General features: G+C 71.2%; 13 protein-coding genes. 7 read left to right on the top strand and 6 right to left on the bottom strand.

Going from position 1 to position 14314, the window contains the following annotated elements; all coding sequences use genetic code 11:
• Positions 1-54: 54 nt before the first annotated feature.
• Positions 55-462 carry a flagellar export protein FliJ gene (gene fliJ / locus WYO_RS21650; protein WP_007566480.1) on the bottom strand — a complete coding sequence of 136 codons (408 nt, stop codon included), beginning with the start codon at positions 460-462 and terminating at the stop codon, positions 55-57.
• Positions 463-611: 149 nt separating this feature from the next.
• Positions 612-1964 (bottom strand): flagellar protein export ATPase FliI, encoded by a 1353-nt coding sequence (fliI, locus tag WYO_RS21645; RefSeq protein WP_007566478.1) that lies wholly within the window; start codon positions 1962-1964, stop codon positions 612-614.
• Between the two features lie 419 nt (positions 1965-2383).
• On the opposite strand from fliI, the gene WYO_RS21640 reads away from it, so the two are divergent.
• On the top strand, positions 2384-3085 hold the full coding sequence (locus WYO_RS21640) for a response regulator transcription factor CtrA (RefSeq protein WP_007566477.1): 702 nt from the start codon (positions 2384-2386) through the stop codon (positions 3083-3085).
• A 126-nt stretch (positions 3086-3211) separates the two neighbouring features.
• Here the strand turns inward: WYO_RS21640 and WYO_RS21635 are convergent, their stop codons facing one another.
• Together WYO_RS21635 and cysS are read right to left on the bottom strand one after the other, a co-directional pair.
• On the bottom strand, positions 3212-3985 hold the full coding sequence (locus WYO_RS21635) for a trypsin-like serine protease (RefSeq protein WP_007566476.1): 774 nt from the start codon (positions 3983-3985) through the stop codon (positions 3212-3214).
• 85 nt (positions 3986-4070) lie between these two features.
• Entirely contained in the window at positions 4071-5453 is a 1383-nt protein-coding gene (gene cysS / locus WYO_RS21630; protein WP_039903663.1) for a cysteine--tRNA ligase, read from the bottom strand.
• A gap of 309 nt (positions 5454-5762) precedes the next feature.
• On the opposite strand from cysS, the gene WYO_RS21625 reads away from it, so the two are divergent.
• Entirely contained in the window at positions 5763-6110 is a 348-nt protein-coding gene (locus WYO_RS21625; RefSeq protein WP_007566474.1) for a hypothetical protein, read from the top strand.
• A gap of 22 nt (positions 6111-6132) precedes the next feature.
• On the opposite strand, the gene WYO_RS21620 is transcribed toward WYO_RS21625, so the two are convergent.
• Entirely contained in the window at positions 6133-6648 is a 516-nt protein-coding gene (locus WYO_RS21620; protein ID WP_007566473.1) for a CreA family protein, read from the bottom strand.
• A 159-nt stretch (positions 6649-6807) separates the two neighbouring features.
• Here WYO_RS21620 and WYO_RS21615 point away from each other — a divergent pair, with 159 nt between their 5' ends.
• Positions 6808-7878, top strand: a complete 1071-nt coding sequence (locus WYO_RS21615; RefSeq protein WP_039903629.1) for a DUF2865 domain-containing protein — start codon at positions 6808-6810, stop codon at positions 7876-7878.
• 77 nt (positions 7879-7955) lie between these two features.
• Positions 7956-9998, top strand: a complete 2043-nt coding sequence (locus tag WYO_RS21610) for an OmpA family protein (RefSeq protein ID WP_007566471.1) — start codon at positions 7956-7958, stop codon at positions 9996-9998.
• A 9-nt stretch (positions 9999-10007) separates the two neighbouring features.
• On the opposite strand, the gene WYO_RS21605 is transcribed toward WYO_RS21610, so the two are convergent.
• The gene (locus WYO_RS21605; protein ID WP_244424256.1) at positions 10008-11189 is read right to left on the bottom strand and encodes an MFS transporter; all 1182 of its coding nucleotides are present in this window, start codon (positions 11187-11189) and stop codon (positions 10008-10010) included.
• 136 nt (positions 11190-11325) lie between these two features.
• Between WYO_RS21605 and WYO_RS21600 the strand changes: the two genes are divergently transcribed.
• From WYO_RS21600 to WYO_RS21590, 3 genes are all read left to right on the top strand, one after another.
• Positions 11326-11922: a TetR/AcrR family transcriptional regulator gene (locus WYO_RS21600; RefSeq protein ID WP_007566467.1), complete on the top strand. Its 597-nt coding sequence runs from the start codon at positions 11326-11328 to the stop codon at positions 11920-11922.
• A gap of 131 nt (positions 11923-12053) precedes the next feature.
• Positions 12054-13262: an MFS transporter gene (locus WYO_RS21595; RefSeq protein ID WP_039903661.1), complete on the top strand. Its 1209-nt coding sequence runs from the start codon at positions 12054-12056 to the stop codon at positions 13260-13262.
• Between the two features lie 16 nt (positions 13263-13278).
• Positions 13279-14046, top strand: a complete 768-nt coding sequence (locus tag WYO_RS21590; protein ID WP_007566463.1) for a class I SAM-dependent methyltransferase — start codon at positions 13279-13281, stop codon at positions 14044-14046.
• Positions 14047-14314: the final 268 nt, after the last annotated feature.

Genomic DNA, 14314 nt, shown 5'->3' with positions numbered 1-14314 from the left:
GAAAAGCCCCTCGGAGGGCGCAACGCGCGGGTGCGCGAGGCCCGATCGGGCGTCTCAGCCGCGGGCGCGGTTGAGGCCGATTCCGTCCATCGCGGCCTGGTCGCGGATCGCCTCGGCGGCGCGCTCGGCGGTGCGCTCCCGGTCGTTCAGGATCTCGACCTTCTTCAGCTCCTCGAAGGCCTCGCCGAGCTCGGCCTTGGCCTCGGCCAGCTGGCCTTCCAGCGCCTGGGCGGATTGGCGCATGTTGTCCCGGCGGCCGGCGGCGGCGCGCGCGTAGGTCGGGTAGGCGAAATGCCCGACATCGGTGATGCCGGCGCGGGCTTCCTCGACGGCGACTTCCCGGTCGAGCTCCACCGCCATGCGCTGGAAGTCGGCCATCATCATCTCGATCTGGGTCACACGCCGCCGCTTCTCATCAACCTGGAAGCGACGCAGCCGGATCAGCGTGTCACGCGATTTCATTGGGACGCTCACTCCACGCAACGCTCGGGGCCGCGCCAGGGACCATGCCCGGCTCGTGCCCTAAGCAGGATCGCGACGGCGAACCTGCTCAGACCCTGGTTCCGCATCACTCAATGCACCCAAGCGATTACCGCTTCGCTGCATGATGCCTAGGCCCCGCCGACGATCTGGCTGAGCCGGGCGTAACCATCGCTGATGGACGTTGCTTCTTCCTTACCCTGCCCCAGAAAAGCCTCAAGATCCGGCATGAGCGCCACCGCCTCGTCGACCTCCTGGGACGAGCCCGACCGGTAGGCGCCCAGCCGGATCAGCTCCTCCATGTCGGCGTAGGTCGAGAGCACCCGGCGGGCCCTGCGGACCACAGGCAAATAGGCCGGATCGCAGGAGCGCGGCATGGTCCGGGAGACCGAGCGCAGCACGTTGATCGCCGGGTAGCGCCCGCGCTCGGCGATCGCCCGCTCCATCACGATGTGCCCGTCGAGGATGCCGCGGACCGCGTCGGCCACCGGCTCGTTGTGGTCGTCGCCCTCGACCAGCACGGTGAACAGCGCCGAGATCGTGCCGAGGCCGACCCCGGGTCCGGCGCGCTCCAGAAGCCGCGGCAATTCCGAGAAGACCGTGGGCGTGTAGCCCTTGGCGGTGGGCGGCTCGCCGGCGGCCAGCCCGATATCGCGCTGGGCCATGGCGAAGCGGGTGATCGAATCGATCATGCACAGCACTTTCGCGCCCTGGTCGCGAAAATGCTCGGCGACCGAGAGGGTCACGTAGGCGGCGTTGCGGCGCATCAGCGCCGGCTCGTCCGAGGTCGCCACCACGACCACGGAGCGGGCCAGACCGGCGGCGCCGAGATCGTCCTGCAGGAATTCCTGCACCTCGCGGCCGCGCTCGCCCACGAGGCCGATCACCGCCACGTCGGCGGCAGTGTAGCGGGCCAGCATCGACAGCAGCACCGACTTGCCGACACCGGAGCCGGCGAAGATGCCCATCCGCTGGCCGGCGCACATGGTCAGGAAGGTGTTGATGCACCGGACCCCGAGGTCCAGCGGTCCGCCGACCCGGGTGCGGGCATGGGCCGGGGGCGGGTCGGCGCGCAGCGCATAGACGTCCGGTCCCTGCGGCAGGGGCCCGAGCCCGTCCACCGGGCGTCCGAGCGCGTCGACCACCCGCCCGAGCCAGGCGCTCGACGGCCGGATCGCCCCCGCCGATTCGTCGCGGACATAGGCCGGGCAGCCGCGGCGGACGCCTTCCAGGGAGCCGAACGGCATGGCGAGCGCGCGGTCGCCCTGGAAGCCGATGATCTCGCAGGGCACCAGCCCGAGGCCGTTGGCGCCCTCCACGTCGATCCGGCCGCCGAGCCGCATGGCGGCCACAGGCCCCGCGACCTCGACCAGGAGCCCGCGGATCGCCACGACCCGGCCGAAGGTCTCGAGCACCTCGATCCGGTCGAGGGCCGCCTGGGCCGCGGCGAGGTTGGTAACGGACCTTGCCGGATCCTGTGTCATCGGCGTGGCTCTCAACGCTTCGTTTACCGGCCTCCTTAACACTGCGGTCATCGGGCTCGTAGCGGCCCGGTCCGGGCTCCGGCGTCAGCCGGACTTCACGAAGTCGTGGGGCTGTGTCCGCAGGGACACAGCCGGGACCGGGTCGTTTCGGGGGAGACACTTACGCCCAAACGCGTGGGCGTCCCGGTCGCGAATGGAGCGGAATCATGGCCCCGGGCGCCGTGGAGGAACCCTATTCCTCCCGTCAAGCTCACGGGCCGGTGAACGAGACGCTTGCGGGTGGGAATCAGGTTTTGTTAACGATTAATCCATAGCGTTCCACGTCAAGAGCGACGGAGCGCCCGTCCACAGGCCGGTGGCGGGTGATCGGTGGGGACGTGTCTGCGCGCTGATGCGGCCGGCTGGGCTGGGGACCGACGATGCGGGTACTTTTGATCGAGGACGATAGCGCGACCGCGCAGAGCATCGAGTTGATGCTCAAGTCCGAGAACTTCAACACCTATACCACCGACCTGGGCGAAGAGGGCATCGACCTCGGCAAGCTCTACGATTACGACATCATCCTCCTCGATCTGAACCTGCCCGACATGTCGGGCTACGAGGTCCTGCGCAACCTGCGGGTGGCGAAGGTGAAGACGCCGATCCTGATCCTCTCCGGCATGGCCGGGATCGAGGACAAGGTGAAGGGTCTGGGCTTCGGGGCCGACGATTACCTCACCAAGCCGTTCCACAAGGACGAGCTGGTGGCCCGGATCCACGCCATCGTGCGCCGCTCGAAGGGCCACGCCCAGTCGGTGATCACCACCGGCGACCTGATCGTGAACCTGGATCAGAAGACGGTCGAGGTCGGCGGCGCCCGGGTGCACCTGACCGGCAAGGAGTACCAGATGCTGGAACTCCTCTCGCTCCGGAAGGGCACGACGCTCACCAAGGAGATGTTCCTCAACCATCTCTACGGCGGCATGGACGAGCCCGAGCTGAAGATCATCGACGTGTTCATCTGCAAGCTGCGCAAGAAGCTCGCCAACGCCAGCCAGGGCAAGAACTACATCGAGACCGTCTGGGGCCGCGGCTACGTGCTGCGCGAGCCGATGGACGCCGAGGAGCGCATGGCGGTCTGATCCACCCGGGTCAGCGTGCCTGTCGAAAAACCCCGTGCGGCTCGGCCGCGCGGGGTTTTCGTTTTTTGCGCATCGTCCCGAAAGGTGGCTGCCGGCTTTCGGAAAAAGACGCTGCCGACTTGAGGCCTACCGAACCCCGGTCGTGGAAAAGACCTGGGCCGCCGGCGCGACCACGACGTAGCCGCCGCAGGGCGCGGTGCGGGTGATCACCGCGCTGGCGACGCCCCAGACATAGGTCCCGCCGCGATCCTGCGCGACGACGGGCCCGCCGGAATCCCCGAAGCAGATCCGGGCGCCGTTCGCCCGGGCGATGGTCAGGCCGGTATTGCTGGCCGCCACCGGGGTCAGGGTCGCGGTGCGCAACCGCCCGACGCCCCGCCCGGACAGGCCGGCCCCCGCGATCCGAAGCGTCTTGGGCAGGCGGCGAGGATCGGCCGCGAGCGGCACCGGGCGCCGGTCACGCACCGGCTCGGTCAGGCGCAGAACCGCGAGATCGAGGGACAGGTCGGCGAGGCTCACGTCGGGGGCCGCGTTCGGCAGCATCTCGCCGGGATCGGGGCTGTAGCGCGCCGCGACCCGGGCGCCGTAGACCGGCCGCGCCGGCTCGGTGCCGCGGAAGAACACGACCAGCGCGCCGAGCGGATCGCCGTTCACGCAATGCGCCGCGGTGAGCACGAGGTCCGGGGCGATCAGGATCCCGGTGCAGCGCGTGAGCCTCAGCGCCTCCTCGGGCTGGGTGATCGTCCCGATGGCGACGGTGGCCTGCGCCAGCGCGTCCCGCCCCGCGGGCGCCCCGCCGTCGATGGCGGCGGCCGGGCCGGCCGACCCGAACCCGATCGTCGCTGCGAGCGCCGCCCCCGCGAGCCGCGTCCCGATGGTCCTGATTGTGGTGGTCGTCACGCGCGAACCTTAACTGCCCGAGCCCCCGCAACCACAGATGCGGCACGGAGCGGCCGACGCAAGCGGGCGCGTGGACGCGGTCCGCTCAGCGCGCCACGGTCCAGGTGCTGGTGCCGTCCTTGTTGTCCTTCACCGACACGCCCATGGCGGCGAGCGCATCGCGGGCCCGGTCGGAGGCCGCCCAGTCCTTGGCGGCCCGGGCGGCCCGGCGCTCGGCGATCAGCGCCTCGACGGCGGCGACATCGATCCCGGCCGCGGCGACCTGATCCTGCTCGCGGTCGCTGCGGGTGCGCGTGAGCAGGCCGAACAGGTTCGCGCCGGCCCGCAGCGAAGCCGCCTCGTCGGATCCGTGCAGCGCGTTGATCGCCGCCGGCGTGTTAAGGTCGTCGCACAGCGCGTCGAGCACCGTGGCCGGCACCGTCTCGGCGGCCGGTGTATCCCCGGCGGCATTGTACCAGCGGTCGAGCACCCGGCTCGATTCCTCGAGACCGCGCAGGGTCCAGTCGATCGGCTGCCGGTAATGCGTCTTCAGCATGGTCAGGCGGACCACTTCCCCCGGCCAGTCCTTCAGCACGTCGCGGATGGTGATGAAGTTGCCGAGCGACTTCGACATCTTCTCGCCCTCCACCTGCAGGAAGCCGTTGTGCAGCCAGACGTTGGCCATCACCGGCGTCCCGAAGCAGCAGCGCGATTGCGCCACCTCGTTCTCGTGGTGGGGGAAGATCAGATCGATGCCGCCGGCATGGATGTCGAAGGTTTTCCCGAGGTGCTTGGCCGACATCGCGGAGCACTCGATATGCCAGCCCGGTCGCCCCGGCTCGGCGATGCCGGCGGGTGACGGCCAGGACGGCTCACCGGGCTTCGACGGCTTCCACAGCACGAAATCGAGGGGCGAGCGCTTGTAGGGCGCGACCTCGACCCGGGCGCCGGCCTCCATCTCGTCCAGCGGACGCTTCGACAGGCGGCCGTAATCCGGCATGGCCGGCACGTCGAACAGCACGTGCCCCTCGGCCACGTAGGCGTGGCCGCCCGCGACCAGCGCGTCGATCATCGCGCGCATCTCGCCGATGTGATCGGTGGCCCGGGGCTCGATGAAGCGGGGCGGCTCGCCCGGCACGTTCACGTCCTCTGGGCTCAGCACGCCGAGATCGCGCAGGTCCCGGTGGAACTGCTCCAGCGTGCCGTCGGTCAGTTCGCGGATGGTGATGCCGCGCTCGGCCGCGCGGGCGTTGATCTTGTCGTCCACGTCGGTGACGTTGCGCGCGTAGGTGACGTGCGCCGGCCCGTAGAGGTGGCGCAGCAACCGGAACAGCAGGTCGAAGACGATGATCGGGCGCGCGTTGCCGATATGGGCCGCGTCGTAGACGGTTGGGCCGCAGGCATACATCCGCACCTGCGCGGGATCGATCGGCGCGAACGCCTCCTTGGCACCGCTGAGCGTGTTGTAGAGCCGCAACATCGGCGCCATGAAACCCATCCCCTTCCGGCGCCGCGGCCGATGATCGACGCCGCGCCGTCGCCGGAAAACCGGCCCTGCCTTCAACGACCTGCGGGCCCTGCGAGGCGAAGAACGGCCGAACCGTGGCGCCTCCGGCCCTGCCACAGGGGCCCGCTGTTGCACTGCGGCGACGGTGCCGCGCGCCCGATGGGGCTAACGCAAAAGCGTGAGGAATTCGAGATGGCCCTCGCACGTGCCGGGTAAGCCTTCCTTAACCGCGCCGTCGGACCGTCCGGACCAAGCTCCTCACACCCAAGATACTGTGCCCAAGGATCTTCGATGCGACGCACGGCCGCCGGATATTTCGTCATCGCCGCTGCCCTGGCCACGGCTTGCCTCGCGCAAGGCGCGTTCGCCGGCAGCGACGGCGAGACGCCCGCGAAGGTGCCGGCCCATGTCGAGAAGACGTTCCTGATCCCGTCGAGCGACGGCTACGGCGTCGGCGATTGCCTGACGACGCCCGGCAGCGAGTGCGGCCAGGTCGTCGCCAATGCCTGGTGCGAGGCCCAGGGCTACGCCGCCGCCAACACGTTCGGGATCGCCGCCGCCGACGAGTATACCGGCGCCATCGAGCAGCGGGTCTCGACCCCGTCGGAGCGCCCGATCCGCATCACCTGCCGGGACTGACGGGCGCCCCGGCCGCGTGCCGTCAACCCTTCACGAAGTCCGCGCATTTCGGTGCCGGCTCGGTGCCCCAGGGCGCCAGCGGCACCGCCGACGTCGAGTTCTTCGGCGATCCCTGGATGACCTTATCCGAATAGACCATGTAGATCAGCGTATTGCGTTGGGCATCACAGCCGCGCACGATCTGCATCGACTTGAAGATCAGCGAACGCCGCTCGCTGAACACGACCTCGCCCTGGCTCAGCTTGCCCTTGAAGGCGATCGGCCCGGTCTGGCGGCAGGCCAGCGAGATATCGGAGACGTCCTCGGCCAGGCCGAGCGTCCCCTTGATGCCCCCCTTCTCCGGCTGCGTGTACCAGCAGGCGACCCCCGACACCGCCGGGTCGTCGATGCCGTAGACCACGAGCTTGTCGTTGGGGGTCAGGGGCCGCCAGACCGTGGATTTGGAGAAGATCCGGTCCGGCTCCTGAGCCGAGGCCGGTCCGGCCGCCGAGAGGCCGAGGGCGACAAGCCCAACATAGGTGAGACTCCGAAACCACATCACGGGTCAATTCCCTGCCCAAGCGCGCGGCCCGGATGTAGGAGGGGTGTCACCCGCTTACGAGGGGGCGTACACTCAAGCTGCTTCGGTCCCGAGGCCGGGGCAGGACAGCACCCGACCGAGGGGACCGCCGCATTTCCGACCACCGCGATGCAGCCTATGCTTGACCGCCCGATCGTCCGTTCGCTCGGCCGCCTCATCTTGAGCGCGGCGCTTGCGTTCGGTCTGTCCCAGAGTCTCGATACCGCCCGGGCGCAGGACACTCCGGTCGGCCAGCCCGTCGCCGGGGAGGCGAAGCCCGTCGCGCCGCAACTGCCCTCGCCCGCCTGCCGGCGCTACCGGGCCGAGCTCGCCTCCGTCCAGAACGGTGCCAGCACGACCCGCGCGCTCAACGACGAGATCGGGCGGCTGGAAGCCTATTTCCGCGGGCTGAACTGCGAGGGCGGCAAGTTCCTCTTCTTCGACACGCGCCCGCCCCAGTGCGGCGCCGTGGAGCAGCGCATCCGCGCGCTCAAGGCCACCTATGGCGGCGCGGTGTTCGACGACAGCAGCGCCCGCAAGCGCGAGTTGCAGGGGCTCGTCACCGCCAATTGCCCGGCCCGGGAAACCTATGCCGGCACCGGCGAGACCTACGCCAAGGGCGGCCCGCAGACGGTCTGCGTGCGGACCTGCGACGGCGGCTTCTTCCCGATGCGCAACCTGCCCGAGGGCCGCGGCGGCGCCGACGAGATGTGCCAGGCGCTCTGCCCCGGCACCGAGGCGCAGGCCTATTCGATGCCCTACGGCGACGAGGCGCTGAAGCACGCCGCCTCGGTGAAGGGCAGCCGCGCCTATGTGAGCCTCGCCAACGCGTTCAAGTTCCGCAAGGAATTCGTCCCGAACTGCTCCTGCAAGCCCCAGAACCAGACCTGGGCGCAGTCGCTCGTGAAGGCCGAGAGCATGCTGGTGCGGCACAAGGGCGATATCTTCGTCACGCCCATGCAGGCCGAGGCCCTGTCGCGTCCGAAAGTGCGCCTGACCCTGGTCGGCCGGGCCGACCGGACCGCGGCCGAGCTCGCCGCCGACGCCGCCGGACGCGCGGGGGTCGATTTGAATGCCGGCGCGACGGACGGGAAGGCGGGCGACGCCAAGCCCGGCGCGCCCCCGGCGAGTGTCGCCAAGCCCGATCACGTCGCGGTGCGGATCATCGCCCCGGACATGATCGCGGTGCCCCAGCGGCTGACGCCCTGACGGAGTCTTGAGCGGCGGGCGCGGAACCATGGGCCGTTGAGCGGGTTCGGGTCGGCTCGATCCGAAACGAGGCCTCGATGCGGTTGCTGCGACTGATCCTTCTTACCGGTACGGTGCTCCCGGGCCTCGCTTTGATGCAGCCCGCGGGCGCATCCCCGGGCCCGATCCTCATGGCGCAGGGCGGGCCCGACGAGCGCGGCCCGCGCGGCGGCGAGCCTCCGCATGGCGGTCCGCGTCCGGAGCGGCCGCCGCAGGAGCGTCCGGGCCCGCCGCCTGCCGCGCGCGAGCGGCCCGAGCCACGGCCGGAGCGCGCCCCGCCGCCGCGCGAACGTCCCGAACCGCCGGCCCAGCGGCAGCCCCAGGCCGAGCCGCCCCCGCGCGAGCGCGCCCCCGAGCGCCGGCCGGACCGGCAACCCGACATCCAGGACCGCGCGGCACCGGAGCGTCCGGCGCCGGAGCAGCGGCGCGCGCCGGAGCGTCCCCCCGCCGATCACCCCGGGCCGGACCGGAGGGATCCCGACCGGCCGCCGCGCGACCCGGCACCCGCGCCGCGGGCAGCGCCCGAGCGTCCCGCCCAGCCGTCGCGCGGACCGGATCAGGACCGCCGGGCACCGGATCAGGAGCGGGCCGCCCCCCGCACCGCGCCGAACCCACCCGCCCAGCTCCAGCGGGCTCCCGATCAGGAGCGCCGGGCACCGGGCGAGGAGCGCGCGGCCCCCGACGCCGCGCCGGACGCGCCCGCGCGGCGCCGTGATCCCGCCCCGGATCGCGGGGCACCCGCGCAGCGCCTCGGTGGCCCCGACGCCGCACCGCCGCCCAACGCGGCCCCCGGCGTTCCGGGCCGTCCGGGCCAACGCCTCGATGCCCAGCCCGGCGCCGCGCCGCCGCCGAATGCGGAGCCCGGACGTCCCGTGCCGCCCAACATGGCACCGGGCGTGCCCGGTCGTCCCGTGCAGCGTCCCGATGCCCAGCCCGGCGCTCAGACGCAGCCGGGCGCCGAGCCCGCACGCCCGCTGCCGCCCAACATGGCGCCGGGGGTGCCCGGCCGCCCCGTCCAGCCGCCGGGGCCGCCGCCCGGCCCGAACGCCCTGCCCCCGCCGCCTGGCGCACAGCCGGGTCAGCCGCCCGCCGGCGGGCCGGGCGGACGCGGCGCGTTCAACACGCCGGGCCAGCCCGGCTACGTCCCGGGCGGTTTCCGCGCGGATGACGACGTGCGCGACTACGGTCAGGTCCGCCGCGACCGGCGCGAGTTCAGCGAGGGCGGCCGGACCTTCTACCGGGAGCCAGGCCGCATCATCGTCCGGGACCGCGACGGCTACCTGATCCGCCACGACGAGAACGAGCGGTTCCGGGACCTCGACCCGCGGGGCTTCCGGTCCGAACGGCGCGGCGCCGACTTCTACAGCTTCATCGACCGGCCGGGCGGCGAGCAGATCGTCACCGTGACGGACGATGACGGCCGGCTGCTGCGCCGCTACCGCCGCTTCCGCGACGGCCGGGAGGTGGTGATCATCGACAACAGCTATGCCGGGCCGCCGCGCCCGATCTACGACGACGTGGTCGTGCTGCCGCCCCCCGACATCCGCATCCCGCGCGACCGGTACGTGGTCGAGTACGAGCAGGCGGACGAGGGCGCGGTCTACGAGGCGCTGACCGCCCCGCCGGTCGTCGCCGTGGACCGCCGCTACACCCTGGATCAGGTCCGCTACAGCCCGGACCTGCGCGCCCGGATGCGCTCGGTCGATATCGACACGATCACGTTCGACACGGCCTCGTTCACGGTGACACCGGACCAGGCCGCCCGGCTGTCGGTGATCGCGGCCGCGATCAACCGGGCGATCCGCGCCAACCCGCAGGAGGTGTTTTTGATCGAGGGCTACACCGACGCGGTGGGCTCCGACATCGACAACCTGTCCCTGTCGGACCGCCGGGCGCAATCGGTGGCGACCGTGCTGACCCAGCAGTTCCAGGTGCCGCCGGAGAACCTGACCACGCAGGGCTACGGCGAGCAGTACCTGAAGGTGAACACGCAGGGCGCCGCCCGGGAGAACCGCCGCGTCACGGTCCGGCGGATCACGCCGCTGCTGCAGCAGGGAACCGCGCAGGCGGCGCCGCGCTGAGCGGATCCGTCACGCCGTCAGGTCCCGCGCCCGCCGCGGGGCCAGGCTGAGCAGCCCGAGCACCGCGAGCCCCGCGCCGATCCAGAGCGGGGCCGCGAGGCCGTAGCCCCGGTCGATCGCGAGGCCGCCGAGCCAGGTCCCGAAAGCCAGGCCGCCCGTGATCACCGAGGTGTGGAGGCTGTTCACCAGCGGGCCGGGATGGGCGACCCGCATCACCCGGGCGACCATGGCCGGGTTGAGGGAGACGCCGGTCAGGCCGATCACCAGGAAGGCTGCGACGCTGACGGCCGCATCGGTCGGGACAGCCGCGAAGCTCGCCAGGGCCGCGGCCAGGACGACCAGGCCGATGGCCAGGACGGGGATCGTGTGGCGATCCGCCAGCCGGCCGACGATCAGATTGCCGATCACCGTCGCGACGCCGTAGGCGGCGAGCACGATCGGGATCAGCCGCGGCGCCAGCCCGGTCACCGCGGTGAAGATGGCCGTGACGTAGCTGAAGGCCGCGAAGGTCGCCCCGATGATCAGGCCGCTCGTCGCGTAGGCGGCCCAGAGGCGGGTGTTGCGCAGCTCGGCCAGACCGGACGCCAGGTCGACCTGTGTGCCGCGGGCAGGCCTCGGGATCGTCGGTCCGACGACGGCGATGCACAGGGCCGTCAGGCCGACGATCAGCCAGAAGCTGGAGCGCCAGCCGAACAGGTCGTTGATCAGCGCCGCGGCCGGCACGCCGACCACCGGCGCGATCATCAGCCCGGCCAGGACCAGGGAGGCGGCGCGCCCGCGGAGGTCGACCCTGACCGCTTCGGCGCAGAGCGTCAGGCCGATCCCGAAGCAGGCGGCGCTGGTCACGCCCTGCAGGGTGCGGGCGAGGGCCATCACCGCGTAGCTCGGCGCCATGGCGGCCAGCGTGCTGCCGATCAGGAACACGCCGAGCAGCCACAGCAGCGCGTCCTTGTTCGACACGCCGAGCCGCAGGAGCAGGGCGATCACCAGCGGACCGCCGAAGGTCATGCCGAGGGCGAACAGCGCGATCAGGTTGCCGATCTCGCCCACCGAGACCGAGAAGGCCGCGGCCAAAGACGGCATCAGCCCGGCGACCATGAACTCCGCCGTGGTGATCACGAAGATCGTCGCGCTCAGGAGATAAACCCAGGGCGGGATCGTGGCGGCGCCGGGCTCGACCGCACCAGTCACGTCCCGTGATTCGACCGTTGTCTCCGCTGCCCGCATCGTCGGCCCCCATTTCTGTAAAATCGACTACAGAATGGGTAAGCGCGCTTGCCGCGGGCGGTCAAGCCATTCTATAAATCCTGCTACAGAAAGGTGTGTGATGGCTTCCGCGCGAGGACGGCCCCGCGGCTTCGACCGCGATCTGGCCCTGGAGCGCCTGATGCAGGTGTTCTGGGCGAAGGGTTACGAGGGCGCGCAACTCAACGACCTCACCGCGGCGATCGGGGTCAAGCCGCCGAGCTTCTACGCGGCCTTCGGCTCGAAGGAGGCGGCGTTCCGCGAGGCGATCGACCTGTACATCGCCACGATCGGCGCGGCCCCGATGCGCGCGCTCGAGGCGGCGGCGACGGTCCGCGCGGGTCTGCGGGCGATGCTGGAGGGCAGCGTCGAAGTCGCGCTCTCGGCAAAGCCCGGCGGCTGCCTGCTGATCCTCGGGGTGGTCAATTGCCTGCCCGTGAACGAGGCGGCGCGCGCGCATCTCCTGAACGCCCGGCGCAAGACCGTCGCGCTGGTGGCGGACCGGCTCCGGCGCGGGATCGCGGACGGGGAGTTGCCGGCGGGCACGGACATCGCGCGGCTCGCCGCGTTCTTTCACGGGATCATGCAGGCGATCTCGTTCCAGGCGCGGGACGGGGCGACCCGGGCGGAGTTGCTGGCGCTGATCGATCCGGCGCTCCGCGCCCTCGATCCCGACTGATCCACCCGCATGGCGAGACCGCGCCGCCTGCGGTTGACGCCGGCTGGCCCGCACCGCACCACCGGATGGCGCATCATCCCGGAAGCCGGCAACCACCGTTCGGGATGATGCTTTCGCAGCGCGGGACGGTGATGGCGAGCGACAGCAACGGACGGCTGATCCGGTCGGGCACGCCGGTCTTCCGCCGCACGGCTCTGGCGCTCGCCGCCGCGGGGTTCTCGACCTTCGCGGTGCTCTACGCGGTGCAGCCGCTGCTGCCGATTTTTTCGGAGGAGTTCAACGTATCGCCGGCCGAGAGCAGCCTCGCTTTGTCCCTGCCCTGCGGGCTGCTGGCGGTGGCGCTGCTGGTGGTGAGCCCGCTCTCGGAGATCTGGGGCCGCAAGCCGGTGATGCTGGCCTCCCTGTTCGCCTCGGCGGTGCTGACCATCGTAGCCGCCCTGGTGCCGAGCTGGCACGGCTTCCTGGTCCTGCGGGCGCTGTCCGGGCTCACCGCCAGCGGCCTGCCCGCGGTGGCGATGGCCTATCTCGCCGAGGAGATGGACGCGCAGGCGATCGGCCTGTCGATGGGTCTCCTGGTCGGCGGCAATGCGCTCGGCGGCATGTCCGGCCGGCTGATCAGCGGCGTGATGGCCGACCATGTGAACTGGCGCATCGGTCTCGCCACGATCGGCGGCCTGGCCCTGATCGCCGCGCTGGCGTTCTGGCGCTGGCTGCCGCCGGCGCGCAACTTCGTGCCGCGCCGGATGGCCTGGCGGGACGTGCCGGGCAGCTTCGGTCACCATTTTCGCGATGCCGGCCTGCCCTGGCTGTTCGCGGAAGGCTTTTTGCTGATGGGCGGCTTCGTCTGCATCTACAACTACATCGGCTTCCGCCTGCTCGATCCGCCCTTCGCGCTGAGCCAGACGGTGATCGGCCTAATCTTCTCCGTCTACATCGCCGGCATGGTCAGCAGCCCGGTGGCGGGCGAGCTGGCGAGCCGCTTCGGCCGGCGCCGGGTGCTGTGGCTCGCCACCGCGCTCGGGCTCGCCGGGATCCTGATGACGGCGGCCGATAACATCCTGCTGATCGTCGCCGGCGTGGTGGTGGTCACCATCGGCTTCTTCGGGGCGCATTCGGTGGCGAGCAGCTGGGTCGGGCGGCGGGCGCTGCGCGACCGGGCGCAAGCGTCCTCGATGTATCTGTGCCTGTACTATCTCGGCTCCTCGGTGCTCGGCACCGCGGGCGGCTGGTTCTTTGCCCATGCCGGCTGGACCGGCGTGGTGCTGTTCGTGGGCGCCCTCTACGGTCTGGCGCTGGCCATCGCGATTCGGCTGTCGCGGCTGGCACCGCTGACGGTCTGATTTCGGGAGGGAAACAATGAGCGCCCGCACCCATGCCGGCCATGTCGTCGATCAGTTCGGCGCCCAGGCCACCGCCTACGTGACGAGCGCGGTCCACGCCGCCGGCGCCGATCTCGACCGGATCGGCGCGCTTGCGCGCGGGCTGCCGGGCGCGCGGGTGCTCGATCTCGGCTGCGGCGGCGGCCACGTCGCCTTCGCGGCCGCGACGGCGGGCGCCGCGGTCACCGCCTACGACCTCTCGGCCGAGATGCTGGCGGCGGTCTCCGCCGAGGCCGGACGGCGCGGCCTCGACCGGATCGAGAGCCGCCAGGGCGCGGCCGAAGCCCTGCCTTTCCCGGACGCCGCCTTCGACGCGGTGCTGACCCGCTACAGCGCCCACCATTGGCGCGACGTCCCGGCCGCGCTGGCGGAGGCGCGACGGGTGCTGAAGCCGGCGGGACTGCTGGTCGTCTGCGATATCGTGGCGCCCGAAGAGCCGCTGCTGGACACGCATCTCCAGGCGGTGGAGCTGCTGCGCGATCCCTCGCATGTGCGCGACTACCGGGTCTCGGAATGGCGCACGATGCTGACGGCGGCGGGCTTCGCCCCCGGCGAGGCGACCGCTTACCGGCCGCGCATGGAGTTTTCCAGTTGGATCGCCCGGATGCGCACGCCCGACGTCCAGGTCGCGGCGATCCGCGCCCTCCAGGCCACGGCCCCGGTCGAAGTGACCGAGCATTTTTCGATCGAGGCCGACGGCAGTTTCCTGCTCGATTCGGTGCTGATCGAGGCGCGCCCGCACTGAGAGGGTTTTCGACCCGACACCGGCCGGCAAAAGACGGTCCCGATCCTCGGAGGATGACGCACGGCGCCCCCGTCCCGAGCGGGCTACGCGCGATCCAGGTTGCAGGATTGATCGTCCGGACCATTGGATCGCCCGTGGCCGCACGAGAGAGGCGCCCGCACCGCCTGCTGGCGTGCAAGCCCGTCTGCCGATCGAAAAACGCACGGCCTGTCAGGAGGGAAGTGCGGGTCGGGACAGCCGGGCCAACCAAGCGTTGAAACACAGTTCG

Origin of the sequence: Methylobacterium sp. GXF4 (assembly GCF_000272495.1) — a bacterium.
GTDB classification, from domain to species: domain Bacteria; phylum Pseudomonadota; class Alphaproteobacteria; order Rhizobiales; family Beijerinckiaceae; genus Methylobacterium; species Methylobacterium brachiatum.
The sequence above is the reverse complement of the archived record's forward strand: the minus strand, read 5'-3'. Positions and strand labels throughout refer to the sequence as shown.

What these genes read in the sequence shown, in the direction of transcription:
- fliJ (WP_007566480.1), bottom strand. Translation starts at nt 462, where the DNA reads ATGAAATCGCGTGACACGCTGATCCGGCTGCGTCGCTTCCAGGTTGAT.
- fliI (WP_007566478.1), bottom strand. Translation starts at nt 1,964, where the DNA reads ATGACACAGGATCCGGCAAGGTCCGTTACCAACCTCGCCGCGGCCCAG.
- WYO_RS21640 (WP_007566477.1), top strand. Translation starts at nt 2,384, where the DNA reads ATGCGGGTACTTTTGATCGAGGACGATAGCGCGACCGCGCAGAGCATC.
- cysS (WP_039903663.1), bottom strand. Translation starts at nt 5,453, where the DNA reads ATGGCGCCGATGTTGCGGCTCTACAACACGCTCAGCGGTGCCAAGGAG.
- WYO_RS21625 (WP_007566474.1), top strand. Translation starts at nt 5,763, where the DNA reads ATGCGACGCACGGCCGCCGGATATTTCGTCATCGCCGCTGCCCTGGCC.
- WYO_RS21620 (WP_007566473.1), bottom strand. Translation starts at nt 6,648, where the DNA reads ATGTGGTTTCGGAGTCTCACCTATGTTGGGCTTGTCGCCCTCGGCCTC.
- WYO_RS21615 (WP_039903629.1), top strand. Translation starts at nt 6,808, where the DNA reads ATGCTTGACCGCCCGATCGTCCGTTCGCTCGGCCGCCTCATCTTGAGC.
- WYO_RS21610 (WP_007566471.1), top strand. Translation starts at nt 7,956, where the DNA reads ATGCGGTTGCTGCGACTGATCCTTCTTACCGGTACGGTGCTCCCGGGC.
- WYO_RS21600 (WP_007566467.1), top strand. Translation starts at nt 11,326, where the DNA reads ATGGCTTCCGCGCGAGGACGGCCCCGCGGCTTCGACCGCGATCTGGCC.
- WYO_RS21595 (WP_039903661.1), top strand. Translation starts at nt 12,054, where the DNA reads ATGGCGAGCGACAGCAACGGACGGCTGATCCGGTCGGGCACGCCGGTC.
- WYO_RS21590 (WP_007566463.1), top strand. Translation starts at nt 13,279, where the DNA reads ATGAGCGCCCGCACCCATGCCGGCCATGTCGTCGATCAGTTCGGCGCC.